This is a genomic window from Phaeacidiphilus oryzae TH49, from assembly GCF_000744815.1.
Classification (GTDB): domain Bacteria; phylum Actinomycetota; class Actinomycetes; order Streptomycetales; family Streptomycetaceae; genus Phaeacidiphilus; species Phaeacidiphilus oryzae.
The window spans coordinates 587,379-601,662 of sequence record NZ_JQMQ01000005.1 but is presented as its reverse complement, the minus strand read 5'-3'; the positions used below and the strand labels follow the sequence as shown (position 1 = coordinate 601,662).

The 14,284-nt window shown below is 75.0% G+C and carries 11 protein-coding genes; 3 read left to right on the top strand and 8 right to left on the bottom strand.

The features are described 5' to 3' along the window. Positions 1-11: 11 nt before the first annotated feature. Positions 12-2,297 carry a PKD domain-containing protein gene (locus BS73_RS34455; protein WP_265736883.1) on the bottom strand — a complete coding sequence of 762 codons (2,286 nt, stop codon included), beginning with the start codon at positions 2,295-2,297 and terminating at the stop codon, positions 12-14. 351 nt (positions 2,298-2,648) lie between these two features. On the opposite strand from BS73_RS34455, the gene BS73_RS39270 reads away from it, so the two are divergent. Both BS73_RS39270 and BS73_RS06990 read left to right on the top strand, forming a co-directional pair. Further along, complete coding sequence (locus BS73_RS39270) at positions 2,649-3,155, top strand: hypothetical protein (RefSeq protein WP_235215333.1); 507 nt, start codon at positions 2,649-2,651, stop codon at positions 3,153-3,155. Positions 3,156-3,254: 99 nt separating this feature from the next. Then, entirely contained in the window at positions 3,255-3,770 is a 516-nt protein-coding gene (locus BS73_RS06990) for a mycothiol transferase (protein WP_037570472.1), read from the top strand. Here BS73_RS06990 and BS73_RS06985 read toward each other — a convergent pair. The 4 genes from BS73_RS06985 to BS73_RS06970 form a co-directional block, all read right to left on the bottom strand. Next, positions 3,740-4,804: a sigma-70 family RNA polymerase sigma factor gene (locus tag BS73_RS06985; protein ID WP_037570471.1), complete on the bottom strand. Its 1,065-nt coding sequence runs from the start codon at positions 4,802-4,804 to the stop codon at positions 3,740-3,742. The genes BS73_RS06990 and BS73_RS06985 overlap by 31 nt on opposite strands. A gap of 159 nt (positions 4,805-4,963) precedes the next feature. Then, a complete protein-coding gene (locus BS73_RS06980; RefSeq protein ID WP_037570470.1) occupies positions 4,964-6,130 on the bottom strand; it encodes a Gfo/Idh/MocA family protein in 1,167 nt (388 codons plus the stop codon). A gap of 167 nt (positions 6,131-6,297) precedes the next feature. Next, entirely contained in the window at positions 6,298-8,100 is a 1,803-nt protein-coding gene (locus BS73_RS06975; protein ID WP_084703859.1) for a glycosyl hydrolase family 18 protein, read from the bottom strand. Positions 8,101-8,304: 204 nt separating this feature from the next. Further along, the gene (locus BS73_RS06970; RefSeq protein ID WP_037570468.1) at positions 8,305-8,928 is read right to left on the bottom strand and encodes a helix-turn-helix domain-containing protein; all 624 of its coding nucleotides are present in this window, start codon (positions 8,926-8,928) and stop codon (positions 8,305-8,307) included. 115 nt (positions 8,929-9,043) lie between these two features. Between BS73_RS06970 and BS73_RS06965 the strand changes: the two genes are divergently transcribed. Beyond that, a complete protein-coding gene (locus BS73_RS06965; protein ID WP_037570467.1) occupies positions 9,044-9,760 on the top strand; it encodes an SAM-dependent methyltransferase in 717 nt (238 codons plus the stop codon). A gap of 25 nt (positions 9,761-9,785) precedes the next feature. Here the strand turns inward: BS73_RS06965 and BS73_RS06960 are convergent, their stop codons facing one another. The 3 genes from BS73_RS06960 to BS73_RS06950 all read right to left on the bottom strand — a co-directional run bounded on the left by BS73_RS06960 (position 9,786) and on the right by BS73_RS06950 (position 14,282). Further along, the gene (locus BS73_RS06960; protein ID WP_063836932.1) at positions 9,786-10,712 is read right to left on the bottom strand and encodes an acyl-CoA thioesterase; all 927 of its coding nucleotides are present in this window, start codon (positions 10,710-10,712) and stop codon (positions 9,786-9,788) included. 274 nt (positions 10,713-10,986) lie between these two features. Then, complete coding sequence (locus BS73_RS06955) at positions 10,987-13,443, bottom strand: beta-xylosidase/alpha-l-arabinosidase (RefSeq protein ID WP_037570466.1); 2,457 nt, start codon at positions 13,441-13,443, stop codon at positions 10,987-10,989. Then, on the bottom strand, positions 13,440-14,282 hold the full coding sequence (locus BS73_RS06950) for a carbohydrate ABC transporter permease (protein WP_037570464.1): 843 nt from the start codon (positions 14,280-14,282) through the stop codon (positions 13,440-13,442). Before BS73_RS06950 ends, BS73_RS06955 begins: the two co-directional genes overlap by 4 nt. Positions 14,283-14,284: the final 2 nt, after the last annotated feature.

Sequence of the window (14,284 nt, the reverse complement as noted above, 5' to 3'; positions counted from 1 at the left end):
GCCGGACGGGGTCAGCCGGCGGCGCCCGCGCAGACGCGGGCCGGGGCGGCCGCGGGAGGCAGGGTCGCTCCCGGCGGCAGGGTGCCGTGGACCGCGTAGAAGGCGAGGCCGGCGGCCAGGGCCGGGGTCTGGGCGTCGTCGGCGGCGGCGGAGTTCTCGAAGCCGTCGGCCGCGGGTGGGGCGTTCAGCGGGCCGCGGGCGAGGAAGAACGGCGTCGAGCCGCCGTCCTCGACGGAGGGGTTCGCCCAGCCGCAGGGGTTGTAGTAGAGGGCGTCGAGGGCCGGCCGGCCCACCGCGACCACCAGGTAGTCCCCGGTGAGGGCGGCCGCCCAGGCCCGCGCGAAGGAGGTGGTGACCTGGCCGTCCGGCAGCCCCGCGGACCGGGCGGCGGCCAGCGCGCTCTCCTCGTCGGCCGGCGTCGCGGCGTAGAGGAGGACGGTGTCCGGGTAGGCGGTCGTCCGGGTCGGCAGGGGGGTGGCCGACCAGGTGGTTCCGGCGGCGTCCGTGCTGTCCAGGGTCAGGCTGCCGGGGCCGTCGGGGCCGGAGAGGAACAGCTGCTGCGGCAGGCCGGCGCGCGGGTAGGCGTCGGCGGCCAGGACGGTGCCGCCCGAGCCGGGCAGCGTGCCGGTCCGCCAGCCGGAGCCGTCGTCCGCGGTGACCGCGGGAACGCCGTCGCCGCCGAGGTAGAAGACCTCCTGGCCGAGCGGCGGGGCGGTGTCGCCCGAGCCGCCGGAGCCGCCGGAGCCGCCAGCGCCCGTGCCCGGCAGGAACGTGGTTGCCGCCAGCGGTCCGCCGGCGGCCGGCGAGCCGGGGAGGAGGTGCACCCGCCAGCCGCTCAGGCCCGCGGCCGTGCGCCCGGCCACCGCCTCGTACAGCCTGCCGTGGGCGTCGGTGGAGAACACCGCGGCACCGCCGCCGGGGGTGGCCAGCGCGGCCGGCCCGCTCGACGGGGCGCCGAGCGCACCCGGCACGTGCCCGGAAAGCCAGTGGCCCCCGATGAGTTGACGTACCGTCAGGCCACCTGCCCGGTCGCGCTGGAAGAGCGCGACGGCGTCGGGGTCGCCGCCGGCGCCGATCGGCACGGCCGCGAGCGCTCCCCGGTCGGCGGCCGGCACGGGCGGTCCGCCCACCTCCGAGGCGGACCAGGTCCCGCCCCGCTCGGCGGACTCGGTGAGCCGTCCGGACCCGTCGAAGAAGAAGACCTCGGGGCCGGCCGCGGTGGCGACCGCGGTGAGGGCGCTGCCCGGAGCCGGCGAGCCGGCCAGGTCGCGCGTCGACCAGGTGGCCCCGGCCCCGTCCCGGGCGGTCTCCGCCAGGGTTCCGTCGGCGGAGCGGTAGTAGGCGTGCGGGACGGTGGCGTCGGCGGCCCGCGGGTCGGGATAGGCGAGCGCGGTGACGGCGGTGCCGGGCGCGGGCCGGCCCGGTGGCTCCCGGCGCAGCCAGTCGACCCCGTCCGAGACCTCCGCGGCGAGCCCCCCGTCGGCGGCCGGCTGGAAGAGGTACTGGTCGATCGGCCGGGCCGAGTACCAGACCGAGGTGTCAGGAACCGACACCGCGGCCCCGGAGGAGGCCGCCACGTCCACCTCGAAGGTGCCGGTCGCGGCAGCGCCGGTGGCGGCGGTGGCGGTCAGCGTGACGCTGTAGCGGCCGGGACCGGGGAAGACGTGGTCCACGGCGGCGGTGGCGGCGTCGGTGTCCCGGCCGTCGCCGAAGGTCCAGGCGTACCGGGGGGCGGGAGCCCCCGGCGCGCTGGGCGCGGCCGCGGTCAGCCGCACCGCCGTGCCGGCCGCGGCGCTGTGCGGGCCGGAGACGGCGGTCCGCGGGGCCGCCGGCTGGGCGCCCGCCGGGGGCGCGACCAGCACCCACTGCTCGCCGGCCCCCCACACCCCGGCCGCCCAGGGGGTCAGCGAGACGCCGGGGTCGTACTCGACGGTGATCCCGTCCGCGCCCAGGAAGTCCCCGTTGACCAGGTCCACCGTGCCGTCGGGATGGACCGCGGTGACGATGCCGACGTGGTCGGCGTAGCGGTTCGCGTCGACCGCGCCGGGCGGGTAGAAGACCACCGCGTCGCCGGGCTCGGGGGTGCCCGAGTCCACCACGGGGGTCTGGCCCTGCTCCTGCGCCCAGGCGTAGAAGGAGGTCGCCCCGGCGTTGACGGTGTCCACGTCCGCGGTCACCCCGGCCTGCTCCCAGACCCATTTGGCGAAGTCCGAGCACCAGGCCTCGTTCTCGTCGCGGACCCCGAAGCCGGCGTCGCCTCCGCAGCCGTTGGAGTTCGGGGAGAACGCGCCGACCAGCGTGGTGTAGGGGTCGCAGTCGACGCCCGCGAAGCTGGTCTCGGAGGGGGTGGTGGCCGTGCCGACCTGCCCGAGGGCGATCCGGGCGATGTCCGCGCCGCGATCGGTGCCGGCGCCGGCGGCGCTGTCGGCGGGGGCGGCGGGGCGGCCGCCGCGGTGTGCGCGGCGCGGCGCTGGGCGGCGGTGTGGGCGGAGCAGGCGGCCGGCGCGGACGCCGGCAGGCCGAGGGCCGTCCGGATGTCCGCGGGCACCCCGTACCCGCAGTCCAGCGGACCGCCACGATGGACGACCCGCCAGGCCCCGCCGGGGGTCCGGGTGAGGACGGCGGTGGCGGCGCCGTCCTGGAAGCCGGTGCTGCTCCGGGCCGGGGCCGGCGCGGCCGCCGCGGCCGGCGTGAACGAGGTGATCGCCCAGTCCCGACCGGTCGCGGGGTCGGTGGCCTCGGCCGGGAGGCCGGGCCTGGCGGCGCCGACCGCGTCGGCCGGAAGGCCGGCGCTGTCCGCGAACGCCTGCGCCTGGGCCCGCGCCTCCGTCTGGTCCCGCGCCTCCGTCTGGGCCTGCGCCTGGTCCCGCTGCTGGGTGGGTGCCGGCCCGGGGCCGGGCGGTGCCGCGGCGGAGGCCGGTGGCGCCCCCGCCATCGCGATGCCCACGGCGGTGGCGGCCGCGGCGAGCGCCGCCAGCGGCGCGCGCCTCCCCGCCGCGGTTCCGCCGCGCCACGATCTTCCTGCTGATCTGGGTCGTGCCACGAACGCCTCCCGATGGGCCCTGCCGGTACGCGGGTTGACGGTCACTCAGGTGAACATGAGCATGCTGGCGAATGCCGGTGAAGAAAAGCAATATCTTCCGGCGTACTCGTGAAGACGATTTACATCGGTGGCTGAGCGAGTGTCAGTCCCCGGACGTACCCTGCGAAGGATGGGCAGGAGAGGTCCCGAAGGGCGACAGGAGGAGTGCGGTATGGCGACGGCGAGTGTCGAGCTGCTGGTCGACGGGTTCAACCGGGTGCAGGAGAGCGTCCACGACGTGCTGGAGGGCCTCGGCGAGGAGCAGCTGACGGCCCGGCTGGACCAGGACGCCAACCCGATCGGCTGGCTGGTCTGGCATCTGACGCGGGTCCAGGACGACCACATCGCCGAGGTCGCCGGCCGCGAGCAGGCCTGGACGGAGGCGGGGTACCACCAGGACTTCGGGCTGCCGTACCACACCGCCGACCACGGCTACGGGCACTCCACCGCCCAGGTGGGATCCTTCGGCGGGGTGACGGCCAAACAGCTGGCCGACTACCACGACGCGGTCCACGCCCGGACGGTCGAGTACCTCCGCACCCTCTCCGACGCCGACTACCAGCGGATCGTCGACGACTCCTGGGACCCGCCGGTGACCCTCGCCGTCCGCCTGGTCAGCGTGCTCGCCGAGGACCACCAGCATGTCGGCCAGGCCGCCTACGTCCGGGGGATCCTCGAACGCAGGTGAGCCGCCGGCCCGGCGTCGGGCCCGGCGAGCCCGGAGAGGTCGAGCCCGGCCAGCCGCTCCGGGTCGGTGATGATGTCCAGCTCGACGATCAGCCCGCGCTCGGGGTCGACGGTGAAGGCCAGCAGCGAGTACGGGCGCCCCTCCTGCGTGGCCAGGATCCCCGGCGCGCCGTTGACCAGCACCCGCTGGGTGGAGACGGCTGTCCCGGTCCGAGAGAACAGCCTGGCCCGGCCGGCCACCGCGGCCGCGCCCCGGACCACGGCGGTGCCCTGCGGGAGGGCGGCGTGGAGCACCACGGCCGGATCGAGGACGGCCACCAGCGCCTCGAAGTCGCCCTTGCGGGCGGCCCGTTCGAAGGCGTCCACGACGGCCCTGCGGCGCGGCAGGTCCTGCGGGTCGGTCTCCAGCGCCTCCGGGTCCGGCGCCAGGCCCTGGACCCGGCGGCGGGCCCGGCTGGCCAGCTGGCGGGTGGCGGCCGGGGACTTGTCCAGCATCCTGGCGATCTCCTCGAACGGCACCGCGAACATGTCGCGGAGGACGAAGGCCAGGCGCTCGGCGGGGGAGAGGGCGTCCAGTACCACCAGCATGGCCAGCCCGACCGAGTCGGCGAGCAGCGCCTGCCGCTCGGGATCGCCGGCCGCCTCGTCGCCGCCGTGGAGGACCCCGGCCACCCCGCCCCGGCCGCCGGAACCGGAGCCGGAGGCGCCCGGGCCGCCGATGCCGCTCGCGCCGGGGTCGGGGAGCACCACCGGGTCGGGCAGCCGCGGTCCCATCGCCGCCTCCAGCGGCTCCTCCCGGCGGGCGGCCCGGCTGCGCAGCATGTCCAGGCAGACCCGTCCGACGACGGTGGTCAGCCAGCCGCCGAGGTTCTCGATGGCGTCGCTGTCGGTGCGGCTCAGCCGCAGCCACGACTCCTGCACGGCGTCCTCGGCCTCGGCCAGCGAGCCCAGCATGCGGTACGCGACAGCGCGGAGGTGCGCCCGGTGCCGCTGGAAGCCCTCGGCGAGCAGCCGCTGGTCGTCGTCCCTCGTCATCCTCGTCCCGTCCCCGTCCGATCACAGTGGATTACCCGGTCATCAGGCTGACGGATCGGCCGCCGGGGTTGTGACACCACGCCGCCCGGGGACGGGCCGGTCCCTCCGGCCGGGCGGCGGCCGGCCCCGGCGTGCCGGCGTGCCGGCGTGCTGCCGCGGTCAGGTCAGCCCGTCCGGCAGCGGCGGGACCTCCAGCGGCGTGCCGCCCTCGCGGAGCGACCTGGTCGCCGTGACGCCTGCCGCGACCGCCTGCCGGGCGGCCACCGGCGAGGTCAGGGTCTCCCCGCCGTCCCGCACGTACCGGAGGAACTCGGCCATGATCGCGGTGTCCGCGCCGGCGTGGCCGCCCTCGCCCTCGGGGATGGCGAAGGAGGCGTCCCCGTCCGGCCGGTAACCGGTCCGGCGGTTCCACAGCCGGACGACCCCTCCCGGCCCGTCGCCGAAGTTCTCCAGCCGCCCCTCGGTGCCGATCACCGTGTAGTTCCGCCAGTAGTCGGGGGTGAAATGGCACTGCTGGTAGCTGGCGTGGACGCCGTTGTCCAGCTCCATCAGCATCATCGACAGGTCCTCGACGTCGACCACCGGGTTGAGCTCCCGCTGGGCCGTCGGCGGCCAGTTGTCCTCGGAGAACCAGTCCCACATCTGCCGGTCCCGGTTGTCCCGGCGGTCGGTGATCGAGCCGTAGACCTTGAGTCCGCCCATCGCGCTGACCCGGCGGGTGTAGCCGCCGGTCAGCCAGTGGATCACGTCCAGGTCGTGGGCGCCCTTCTGCAGCAGCAGCCCGCCGCTGAGCCGGCGGTCGGCGTGCCAGTCCTTGAAGTAGAAGTCCCCGCCGTGGCCGACGAAGTGCCGGCACCACACGGCCTCCACCCGGCCGATCTCGCCGCGGTCGATCAGCTCGCGCAGCAGCAGCACCACCGGCATGTGCCGCATGTTGTGGCCGACGTAGAGCCGGGTGCCGGTGCGCCGGGCGGCGAGGAGGATCCGGTCGCAGTCCTCGACGCTGATCGCCAGCGGCTTCTCCAGATAGACCGGTGTCCCCGCCTCCAGCAGCTCCACCGCCAGCTCGGCGTGGGTGTGATCGGGGGTGAGCACCAGCACCGCGTCCAGCCCGGCGGCCAGGAGGTCGCGCCGCTCGGTGGTGGCGAGCACCCCCTCCGCCTGCCATCCCTCCTCGAACCCGAGCTTCTCCGCTCCCCGCTCCAGGGCCCGCCGGTCGGTGTCGCACACCGCCACCACCCGGGAGCCCTGGCCCGGCCGATGGGCGTGCCGCCCCAGCGAGGCCCGGATCCCCAGCCCCAGCACCCCGATCCGCAGATCCTCCACCCGACGGCCTCCCATCTCGGCAACGGTGCAACCGTGCACCGAACCCGCAGTCAAACAGACCATCGCCGACCGCAAAAGATCACGATCGGCGACGGTGGTCCGGCGGATCGGCCCGGGAGGCCGAAGGCCGCCGCGCAGGAGGCGCGGCCGGAGGGCGGTGGTGCGGATCAGTTCAGGGCGAAGTCGTCGGCGTAGACGTTGCCCTGGCCGTACCAGCCGTGGGCGTAGACGGTGACGGTGCCCGAGGAGCCGGTGGTGAAGGGCACCTTGAGCTGGGTCCAGCCGCTGGAGCTGGCCCAGGTCGAGGCGGTCGCGCCACCGCTGACGCCGATGAAGGCGTAGGAGCCCTCCACCCAGCCGGTCAGCGTGTAGGAGGTGTTCGGCTTGAGGGTGACGCTCTGGTCGCACTCGCCGGTCTGCGAACCGCTCGTCGTCACCTGGAGGGCGTGACTCCCGCTGTGCACGGGCGAGTTGACGACCGTGGAGCCGGACTGGCAGGTCCACGGGGAGAGCGAGCCGGACTCGAAGCCGGCGTTGGCCAGGCTGCCGCCCCCGCCGCTCCCGCCGCCGCCGACGGTCAGGGTGTAGGTGGAGCTGTGGCTCCCCGAGGAGGCGGTTCCCCGCACGGTGATCGGATAGCTGCCCGCCGCCGCCGAGGAGGAGGCGGAGACGGTCATCGTCGAGGAGCCGCCGGAGGTGACCGAGGCCGGGCTGAACGAGACCGTCACCCCGCTCGGCGCCCCGCTCGCGGAGAGGGCGACCGATTCGGCGGAGCCGGACGAGACCGCCGTCGAGACGGTCGCCGTGGTGGAGCCGCCCGCCGCCACGGTGGCCGAGGCCGGGCTGACCGAGAGCGAGAAGTCGCTGCTGCCGGTGGAGCCGCCGCCGTTGATCTTCTCCAGGGCGTGGCTGAAGTCCCAGGTGTTCTGGCTGATGCCGGAGCAGCTGTCGGACCCGCCGGTGCCGGGGCAGCCGCCGTTGTCGCGCTGCAGTGCCCACATCGAGAGGGTGTTGACGCCCTTGCCGGCCGCCCAGCTCTCCACGTTCGCCGCGTCCGCGACGGTGGTGGTCTCGGCGGCGCCGTAGTCGTCGATGCCCGGCATCAGGGTGATGCCGACCATGTTCCACAGCTGGGCGGAGCTCCTGGACGGGTACAGCGCGGCCAGTTGGCTGTAGAGCGCCTGTGCCGCGTTCTCGGCGTCGGTGGCCATCTCGTGCGTGGCGCCGTCGTAGTAGTCGAAGGTCATCAGGTTGACCACGTCGATCCGCGCGCCGTTGGCGATCGCGTTCTGGACCACCGCCTTGCCGGTGGAGTCCAGGCCGGAGGTGGTGGTCGGCAGGGTCAGCGAGAACTGCACGCTCTGGCCGTTCGCCGCGGCCCAGTCCTCCACCTGCTTGATCGCCTGCGAGCGGCGGGTGAGCCCGGCCGTGTCGGTCTCGGCGTTGGCCTCCACGTCCAGGTCGATCCGGTGGATGTGGTAGGTGGTGACCAGGGACTCGTAGGCCGCCGCGATGGAGGACACATCGGTGCAGCTGTCCGCTATGTCGGTGTTGGTGGTGTCCGCGGTGTAGCCGCCGAAGGAGGGGATGACGTCCCCGCCCGCGGCCTGGATCGCGGAGATGGCACTGCCGAAGGTGGAGGAGGCGATCGGCATCGAGGTGTCGCCGTTCCACAGCGCGGTGCACGAGCCGGAGCTCGCGGTCTGCAGGAAGGCCATGGTCAGGTACTTGTTGCCGGACTGGGTCGCCAGCGCGGACGGGTCGCCGCCGGTCCAGGCCTCGAAGTACGGGGCGAAGAGCTGGGAGGGCAGCGAACTCGCCGCGGGGGACGCCGATCCGTGCCGGTGGGCGTTCGCCGTCCCGGGGGTGTGCGCCTGGGCGGTGGCCGCGCCGGCCAGGGCGAGCCCGGTGGCGGCGGTGAAGGAGGCCAGCGCGGCGAGTCCGCGCCGGAGCCGTCCCTTGCGTCTCATGGGTGCTCCCGGTGGGGGAAGTCAGCGAGTGGGGGCTGCGCGCGACGGGGCGCGCAGTGGTACGAGAACACGGTTGAGCCGAGGGTTGAGCACCGCCCATAGTTGGACTAGACCAGTTCCGTGTCAAGACCCCGACAGACCACCGGCGGGGCCCCGGCGGACTTCCGGCGGCCCTCCGGCGGAACCGTGCCGCCCCGCGTCCCCTCAGTCCAACTTCCTTGGCCTGGCCCGGACATGGATCCGCTCGCCCTGCGGGCCGAAGATGGCGAGGAACTCCACCGGCCGGGTGCCGGCGTTGCCGAAGGCGTGCGGGGTGCGGGTGTCGAACTCCGCGGCCTCGCCGGCCTTCAGCTCCAGCCGCCGGTCGCCGAGGAGCAGCCGCAGGCGCCCGCTCAGCACGTACAGCCACTCGTAGCCCTCGTGGGTGCGCGGGTCGAGGGGCTTGCCGCAGTCGTCCGCCCCGGGCGCGTCCGGCGGGATGATCTGCTTGAAGGCGTGCAGCCCGCCGAGATACCGGGTGAGCGGCACCCAGGTCCGGCCGTGGTGGGTGAACGGCTCCGGCTCCACCCGGGGGTCCTTCGGGGCGGGCAGGCCGACCAGCTCGTCCAGGCCCACCCCGTACGCCCGGGCCAGCGGCAGCAGCAGTTCCAGGGTCGGCCTGCGCTGCCCGGACTCCAGCCGGGAGAGGGTGCTCTGGGAGATGCCGGTGCGCTCGGAGAGGGCGGCCAGGGTGGTCCTCCGCTCCTTGCGCAGGGACCGCAGCCGCGGGCCGACGCCCGCCAGCAGCTCCTCGTCAGGGTTCTCGTCCGCACTGCTCACAGGGCACATCTTGCCGGATCGGCAACGGTGTTTGCGCTCGGTACGCGCCGTGCCGCAGCCTCGTGCCCAGAGCCGGCCGGCATGGATATCCCCGCCGTCGGGCAGCGGAGACGGGAGTACCGAGATGACCACCGAGGAGCGCGCGGCCGAGGCCGCCGCCTGGGACGCCAAGTACGCGGAGAAGGAGCGGATCTGGAGCGGCAACCCCAATGTCGCCCTGGTCCGGGAGGTCGACGAGCTGCCGCCGGGCCGCGCCCTCGACCTGGGCTGCGGAGAGGGCGCGGACGCGATCTGGCTGGCCGGGCGCGGCTGGCGGGTGACCGCCGTCGACCTCAGCCGGGTCGCCCTGGAGCGGGCCGCCGCCCACGCGGTGGAGCGCGGGGTCGCGGACCGGGTGGAGTTCCGGCGGGTGGACCTCGCCACCGAGTTCCCGGCGGGGGAGTACGACCTGGTGAGCGCCCAGTTCCTGCACTCCCGGGGGGAGCTGCCGCGGGAGGAGGTGCTGCGCCGGGCCGCCGCCGCGGTCGCCCCCGGCGGGGTGCTGCTGATCGAGGGCCACGCGAGCCTCCCGGCCTGGGAGACCGAGGCCGAGGCCGGGGCCGAGACCGACGGCGGGTCCGAGGCCGCCGACCCGAACGCCAAGTTCTGGCCGCACGCCCACTCCCACGCGGACATGTACTTCCCCACCCCCGACGAGGTGATCCGCGACCTCCAACTGCCGGAGGGCGACTGGGAGGTCCTCCGCGCCGAGGAGCACGAGCGGCTGCAGAACGACCCGGACGGCAACCCCACCACCCGGATCGACTCCACCGTGAAGCTCCGCCGTCTCCCCGTGGACTGAGGGCGGCCCGACGGGAGGCCGGCGTTCAGGAGCGCAGCCGGACCAGTCCCTCCTGGGCGACCGACGCCACCAGCCGCCCGTCCTGCCCCAGCATCCGGCCGGTGCAGAGCGCCCGCCCGGCGTCCGCCCAGGCGGACTCCTGCTCGTAGAGCACCCAGCCGTCCATGGGGTACCCGGCGTGGAACCACACCGCGTGGTCGAGGCTGGCCAGCATGGTGTCGGTGTGGGCGAACGCCGAGCCGTGCGGGCCCAGCGCGGTCGGGAGCAGCAGCAGGTCGGACACGTACATCACGGCGCCGGCATGCAGCACCGGGTCCTCGGCCAGTGGCGGCAGCGCCGAGACCGTCCGCATCCAGGTGCGCTGCCGGGTGCTCTCGCCGCGCTCCGGCAGCGAGAACGGCGGCAGCGACTCCGGGAACCGGAAGTCCATGTTTCGCTCCACCCGGATCCGGTTCAGCCAGGCCCTCTCGGCGGGGGTGGCGCCCTCCAGGTTGGCGGGGGCGCTCGGCAGCGACTCCGGATCGGGCGCCCGCAGCTTCGGCACCTGGTGCGCCGGGCCGCTCTCCAGGCGGTGGAACGAGGCGACCAACTCGAAGACCGCACGGCCGTGCTGACGGGCCGTCACCTGGCGCAGCGAGAACGAGCCGCCGTCCCGCACCGGCCGCACCTCGAACTCCACCGGCGTGTCGGGGTCGCCTGCGCGCAGGAAGTACGCGTGCGCCGAATGCACCGGCCGGTCCGCCGGGGCCGTCCGTCCGGCCGCCACCAGCGCCTGGCCGGCGAGCTCCCCGCCGAACATCCGCGGTCCCCGGCCGGGATGGCGGCCGCTGCGGAAGGCGCCCTCGCCGATCCGCTCCAGGGTGAGCAGATCGGCGAGGGACGGCGGAGGGCTGGACGTCTCGGAACCGGTCTCGGTCGGCGGCCGGGTCGGCTGCGGCGGCTGGATCGTCATACCCGCAGGTTACGGAGGCCGGCGGAGGCCCCGGAAGGCGGTCCCGATCACGGGCCCGGGCCCGCCGGCCGTGCCGCGCGCGTGGACCGCCCCGGCACCGGCCCCGGCCTGGGCACCGGCATCGGTGCCGGTGCCGGTGCCGGTGCCGGGCTCGCGGCTCGCTCCCGTCCCGGGCCCGTTCCCGGGCCCCGCCCGTTCCCGGCCCCGCCCGTTCCCGGGCCCGCCCGTTCCCGGCCCCGCCCGTTCCCGGGCCCCCGCCAGCTCCCGCCAGCTGTCAGCCCGATCGGCCCTCCCGGAACTCCCGGAACTCCGCGTGCAGCCGCCGGGTGTGGTCCACCGTCCGCACCGGCCCGGTGAGTTCGGCCTTGCCGACCAGCCGGGCGCCGGCGCTGGAGTCGCCGAAGCGCAGCTCCAGCTCGCCCGGCTCGACGATCCGCCGCCCGTCGAGCCCGGTGAAGGCGGCCAGATCGGCCGGTACCGCGACCTCGATCCGGCACGACTCGCGCGGCTCAAGCGCCACCCTGCGGTACCCGACCAGCCGCTGCACCGGCCGGACCACCGAGGCCACCGGGTCGTGGAGGTAGACCTGCACCACCTCGGTGCCGGCCCGCTCCCCGGTGTTGCGGAGGGTGAAGGAGAACCGCAGCTCCCCGTCGGTGGGCGCGGAGGGCGTCTCCGCGGACAGCTCCTCCCAGCCGAACCGGGTGTAGGTCAGCCCGTGGCCGAACGGGAAGGCCGGGGTGGGATCCTGGTTGGAGGAGTCGCCGGCCAGCGCCAGCCGGCTGCTGAGGTATCCGCCGGGCTGGCCGCCGGGCCGCCCGGGCACGCCCACCGGAAGCCGTCCGGACGGCGCGACCCGCCCGCCGAGCACACCGGCCACCGCGTTCGCGCCCTCCTCGCCGGGGAAGAAGGCCTGCACGATCGCCGCGGCCTCGCCCACCGCTCGGCCCAGCGCGTACGGCCGCCCGGAGAGGACGACCACCACCACCCGGGTGCCGGCCTCGGCGGCCGCGTCCAGCACCGCCTCCAGCAACTGCCGCTGGGCGCCCGGCAGTTCCAGGTCCTCCGCGTCGCAGCCCTCGCCGCTGGTGCCGCGTCCGAAGAGCCCGGCGCGGTCGCCCAGCGCCAGCACCGCGACCTCGGCCCCGCGCACCGCGTCCACCGCGGCGGCGAACCCGTCGACGGCGGTGGCGTCCGCGGCGGGCAGACCGGGCGCGAACGCCACAGCGCTGTCCGGCAGTTCGGCGGTGAGTGCCGAGCGCAAGGTGGGCAGCTCGACCCCCGGGGGAGTGCCCGGGTGCTGCGGGCCGACGTGCATCGGGAAGGAGTAGCAGCCCAGCAGGGCGCTCGGCTCGTCCGCGGTGGGGCCGACCAGCGCCACCCGGCCGGGCGCCGTCCGCCCGGGGCCGGTCAGCGGCAGCGTCCCGTCGTTGGCGAGCAGCACCACCGCCTCCTCGGCGATCCGGCGGGCCAGCGCGCGGTTCTCCGGCGGGTCGAGGTCGATCGCGTGGCGCTGGGCCGGCACCCGCGGCGAGATCCCCGGGGGTTCCGGGGCGTAGTCGGGGTCGAGGAGGCCCAGCTCGATCTTCTGCCGGAGCACCCGGCGGACCGCGATGTCCACCGTCTCCTCGGACAGCCGACCGTCCTGAACCGCCGTCAGCAGCGGTTCTGCGTACGCCTGGAGGCTGGGCAGTTCGACGTCGACGCCGGCCGACAGCGCGGCCGCGGCCGCCCCCGCCAGGTCCGCGGCGATGCCGTGCTGGCTGTGGAGGAAGGCGACGCCGAAGTAGTCCGAGACCACCGTCCCGTCGAAGCCCCAGACCTCCCGCAGGAGTTCGGTGAGCAGCCGGCGGTCGGCGGCGGAGGGGACGCCGTCGGTGTCGGTGTAGGCCTGCATCACCGAACCGGGCTCGCCCTCCCGGATCGCCATCTCGAACGGCGGGAGGATCACGTCGGCGCGCTCCCGCAGGCCCATGGACACCGGCGCCAGGTTGCGCCCGGCCCGGGAGGCCGAGTACCCGGCGAAGTGCTTGAGGGTGGCCACCACCCCGGCCGACCGGAGGCCGCGGACGTACGCCGTGCCCACACTGCCGACCAGGTAGGGGTCCTCGCCGATGGTCTCCTCGACCCGCCCCCAGCGCACGTCCCGCACCACGTCGAGGACCGGGGCCAGGCCCTGGTGGACGCCCACCCGGCGGAGGTCGCGGCCGATCGCCGCGGCCATCTCGGCCACCAGTGCCGGGTCGAAGGTGGCGCCCCAGGAGAGCGGCACCGGATAGATGGTGGCGCCCCAGGCGGTGAAGCCGGCCAGGCACTCCTCGTGGGCGATCGCCGGGATGCCGAAGCGGTTGCCGGCCATGATCCGGCGCTGGGCGCGGGCCAGCGACCCGGCGCCCACCGCCGGGTCGACCGGGGCGGTGCCGAACGGGCGGGTCAACTGGCCGAGCCCGTAGGGGAGAAGGGCCTCCAGGGGTGGTGTGCCGTCGAGGTTCTCGTGCTGGTGGGGGGCCACGTCCGCGTCGCCGTCGTCTCCGTCGGAGGCGCCGACCCACAGCGATTGCAGCTGGGCCGCCTTCTCCCGCAGCGTCATCTCGGCGAGCAGGGCGTCGGCCCGGGCGTCCGCGGTCAGCGCCGGGTCCCGCCAGGGGGCGTCCTGCCGGGGCGCGTCCTGCCCGGGCGGATCCTGCCCGGGCGGATCCTGCGGGAGCGCGGAGTCGGTCGCGTCGGTCATTTCCCTCCTACTCCCATCAGGCCCTGGACCAGGGCCTTCCGGGCGAACAGGTAGACGAGCAGAACAGGGATCATCGACATCAGCACCGCCGCCAGCAGTCCGGGGACGTTGACCCCGTAGGCGGTCTGGAAGTCGTACAGGCCGAGGGTGATCACCTTGCTGGAGTCGGACTGGGTGAGCACCAGCGGGAAGAGGAAGCCGTTCCAGGCCTGGAGGGCGGAGAACACCACGATCGTGGAGAGCCCGGTCCTGGACAGCGGCACCACCAGGGTGAAGAAGGTCCGGAAAGACCCGGCCCCGTCCAGCGTCATCGCCTCGTAGAGGTCCGGGGTGATGTCCCGCATCACCCCGGAGAGCACCAGGGTGCACACCGGCAGCGCGAAGGCCGCGGTCGGCAGGATCACCCCGATCAGGTTGTCGTACAGGCCGGCCTTGCTGATCAGGTAGAAGACCGGCACGATCACCGCCTGGGCCGGGATGGCCAGGCCCACCAGCAGCATCCGGAACACCGTCCCGGCCACCCGCCCGCGGGCCCGCACGATGGCGTACGCCAGCGGCGGCACCAGCAGCAGCACGATCGCCACCACGGCCGCGGTCAGCAGCACCGTGTTGAGGAAGTACCGTCCGAAGCCGGTGCTGAAGTCCGCGCTGAAGTTGGCGAAGGTGAGATGCCGGGGCCAGGAGAGCGGGCCGCCGCGGGTGAAGTCCGAGGTGGTCTGCAGCGAGGCCGCGACCACCACGTAGACCGGCAGCCCGACCAGGAACAGCCAGACCAGCGAGCCGAATCCGGCTCCCCAGTTGGCCCTCCGGAGCGCCCGGACAGTCGTCGGATAGCGCATCT

Excerpts from the sequence above, each read along its gene's own strand:
- BS73_RS06990 (WP_037570472.1), top strand. The coding sequence starts at position 3,255 with ATGGCGACGGCGAGTGTCGAGCTGCTGGTCGACGGGTTCAACCGGGTG.
- BS73_RS06985 (WP_037570471.1), bottom strand. The coding sequence starts at position 4,804 with ATGACGAGGGACGACGACCAGCGGCTGCTCGCCGAGGGCTTCCAGCGG.
- BS73_RS06975 (WP_084703859.1), bottom strand. The coding sequence starts at position 8,100 with ATGAGACGCAAGGGACGGCTCCGGCGCGGACTCGCCGCGCTGGCCTCC.
- BS73_RS06970 (WP_037570468.1), bottom strand. The coding sequence starts at position 8,928 with ATGTGCCCTGTGAGCAGTGCGGACGAGAACCCTGACGAGGAGCTGCTG.
- BS73_RS06965 (WP_037570467.1), top strand. The coding sequence starts at position 9,044 with ATGACCACCGAGGAGCGCGCGGCCGAGGCCGCCGCCTGGGACGCCAAG.
- BS73_RS06960 (WP_063836932.1), bottom strand. The coding sequence starts at position 10,712 with ATGACGATCCAGCCGCCGCAGCCGACCCGGCCGCCGACCGAGACCGGT.
- BS73_RS06955 (WP_037570466.1), bottom strand. The coding sequence starts at position 13,443 with ATGACCGACGCGACCGACTCCGCGCTCCCGCAGGATCCGCCCGGGCAG.
- BS73_RS06950 (WP_037570464.1), bottom strand. The coding sequence starts at position 14,282 with ATGCGCTATCCGACGACTGTCCGGGCGCTCCGGAGGGCCAACTGGGGA.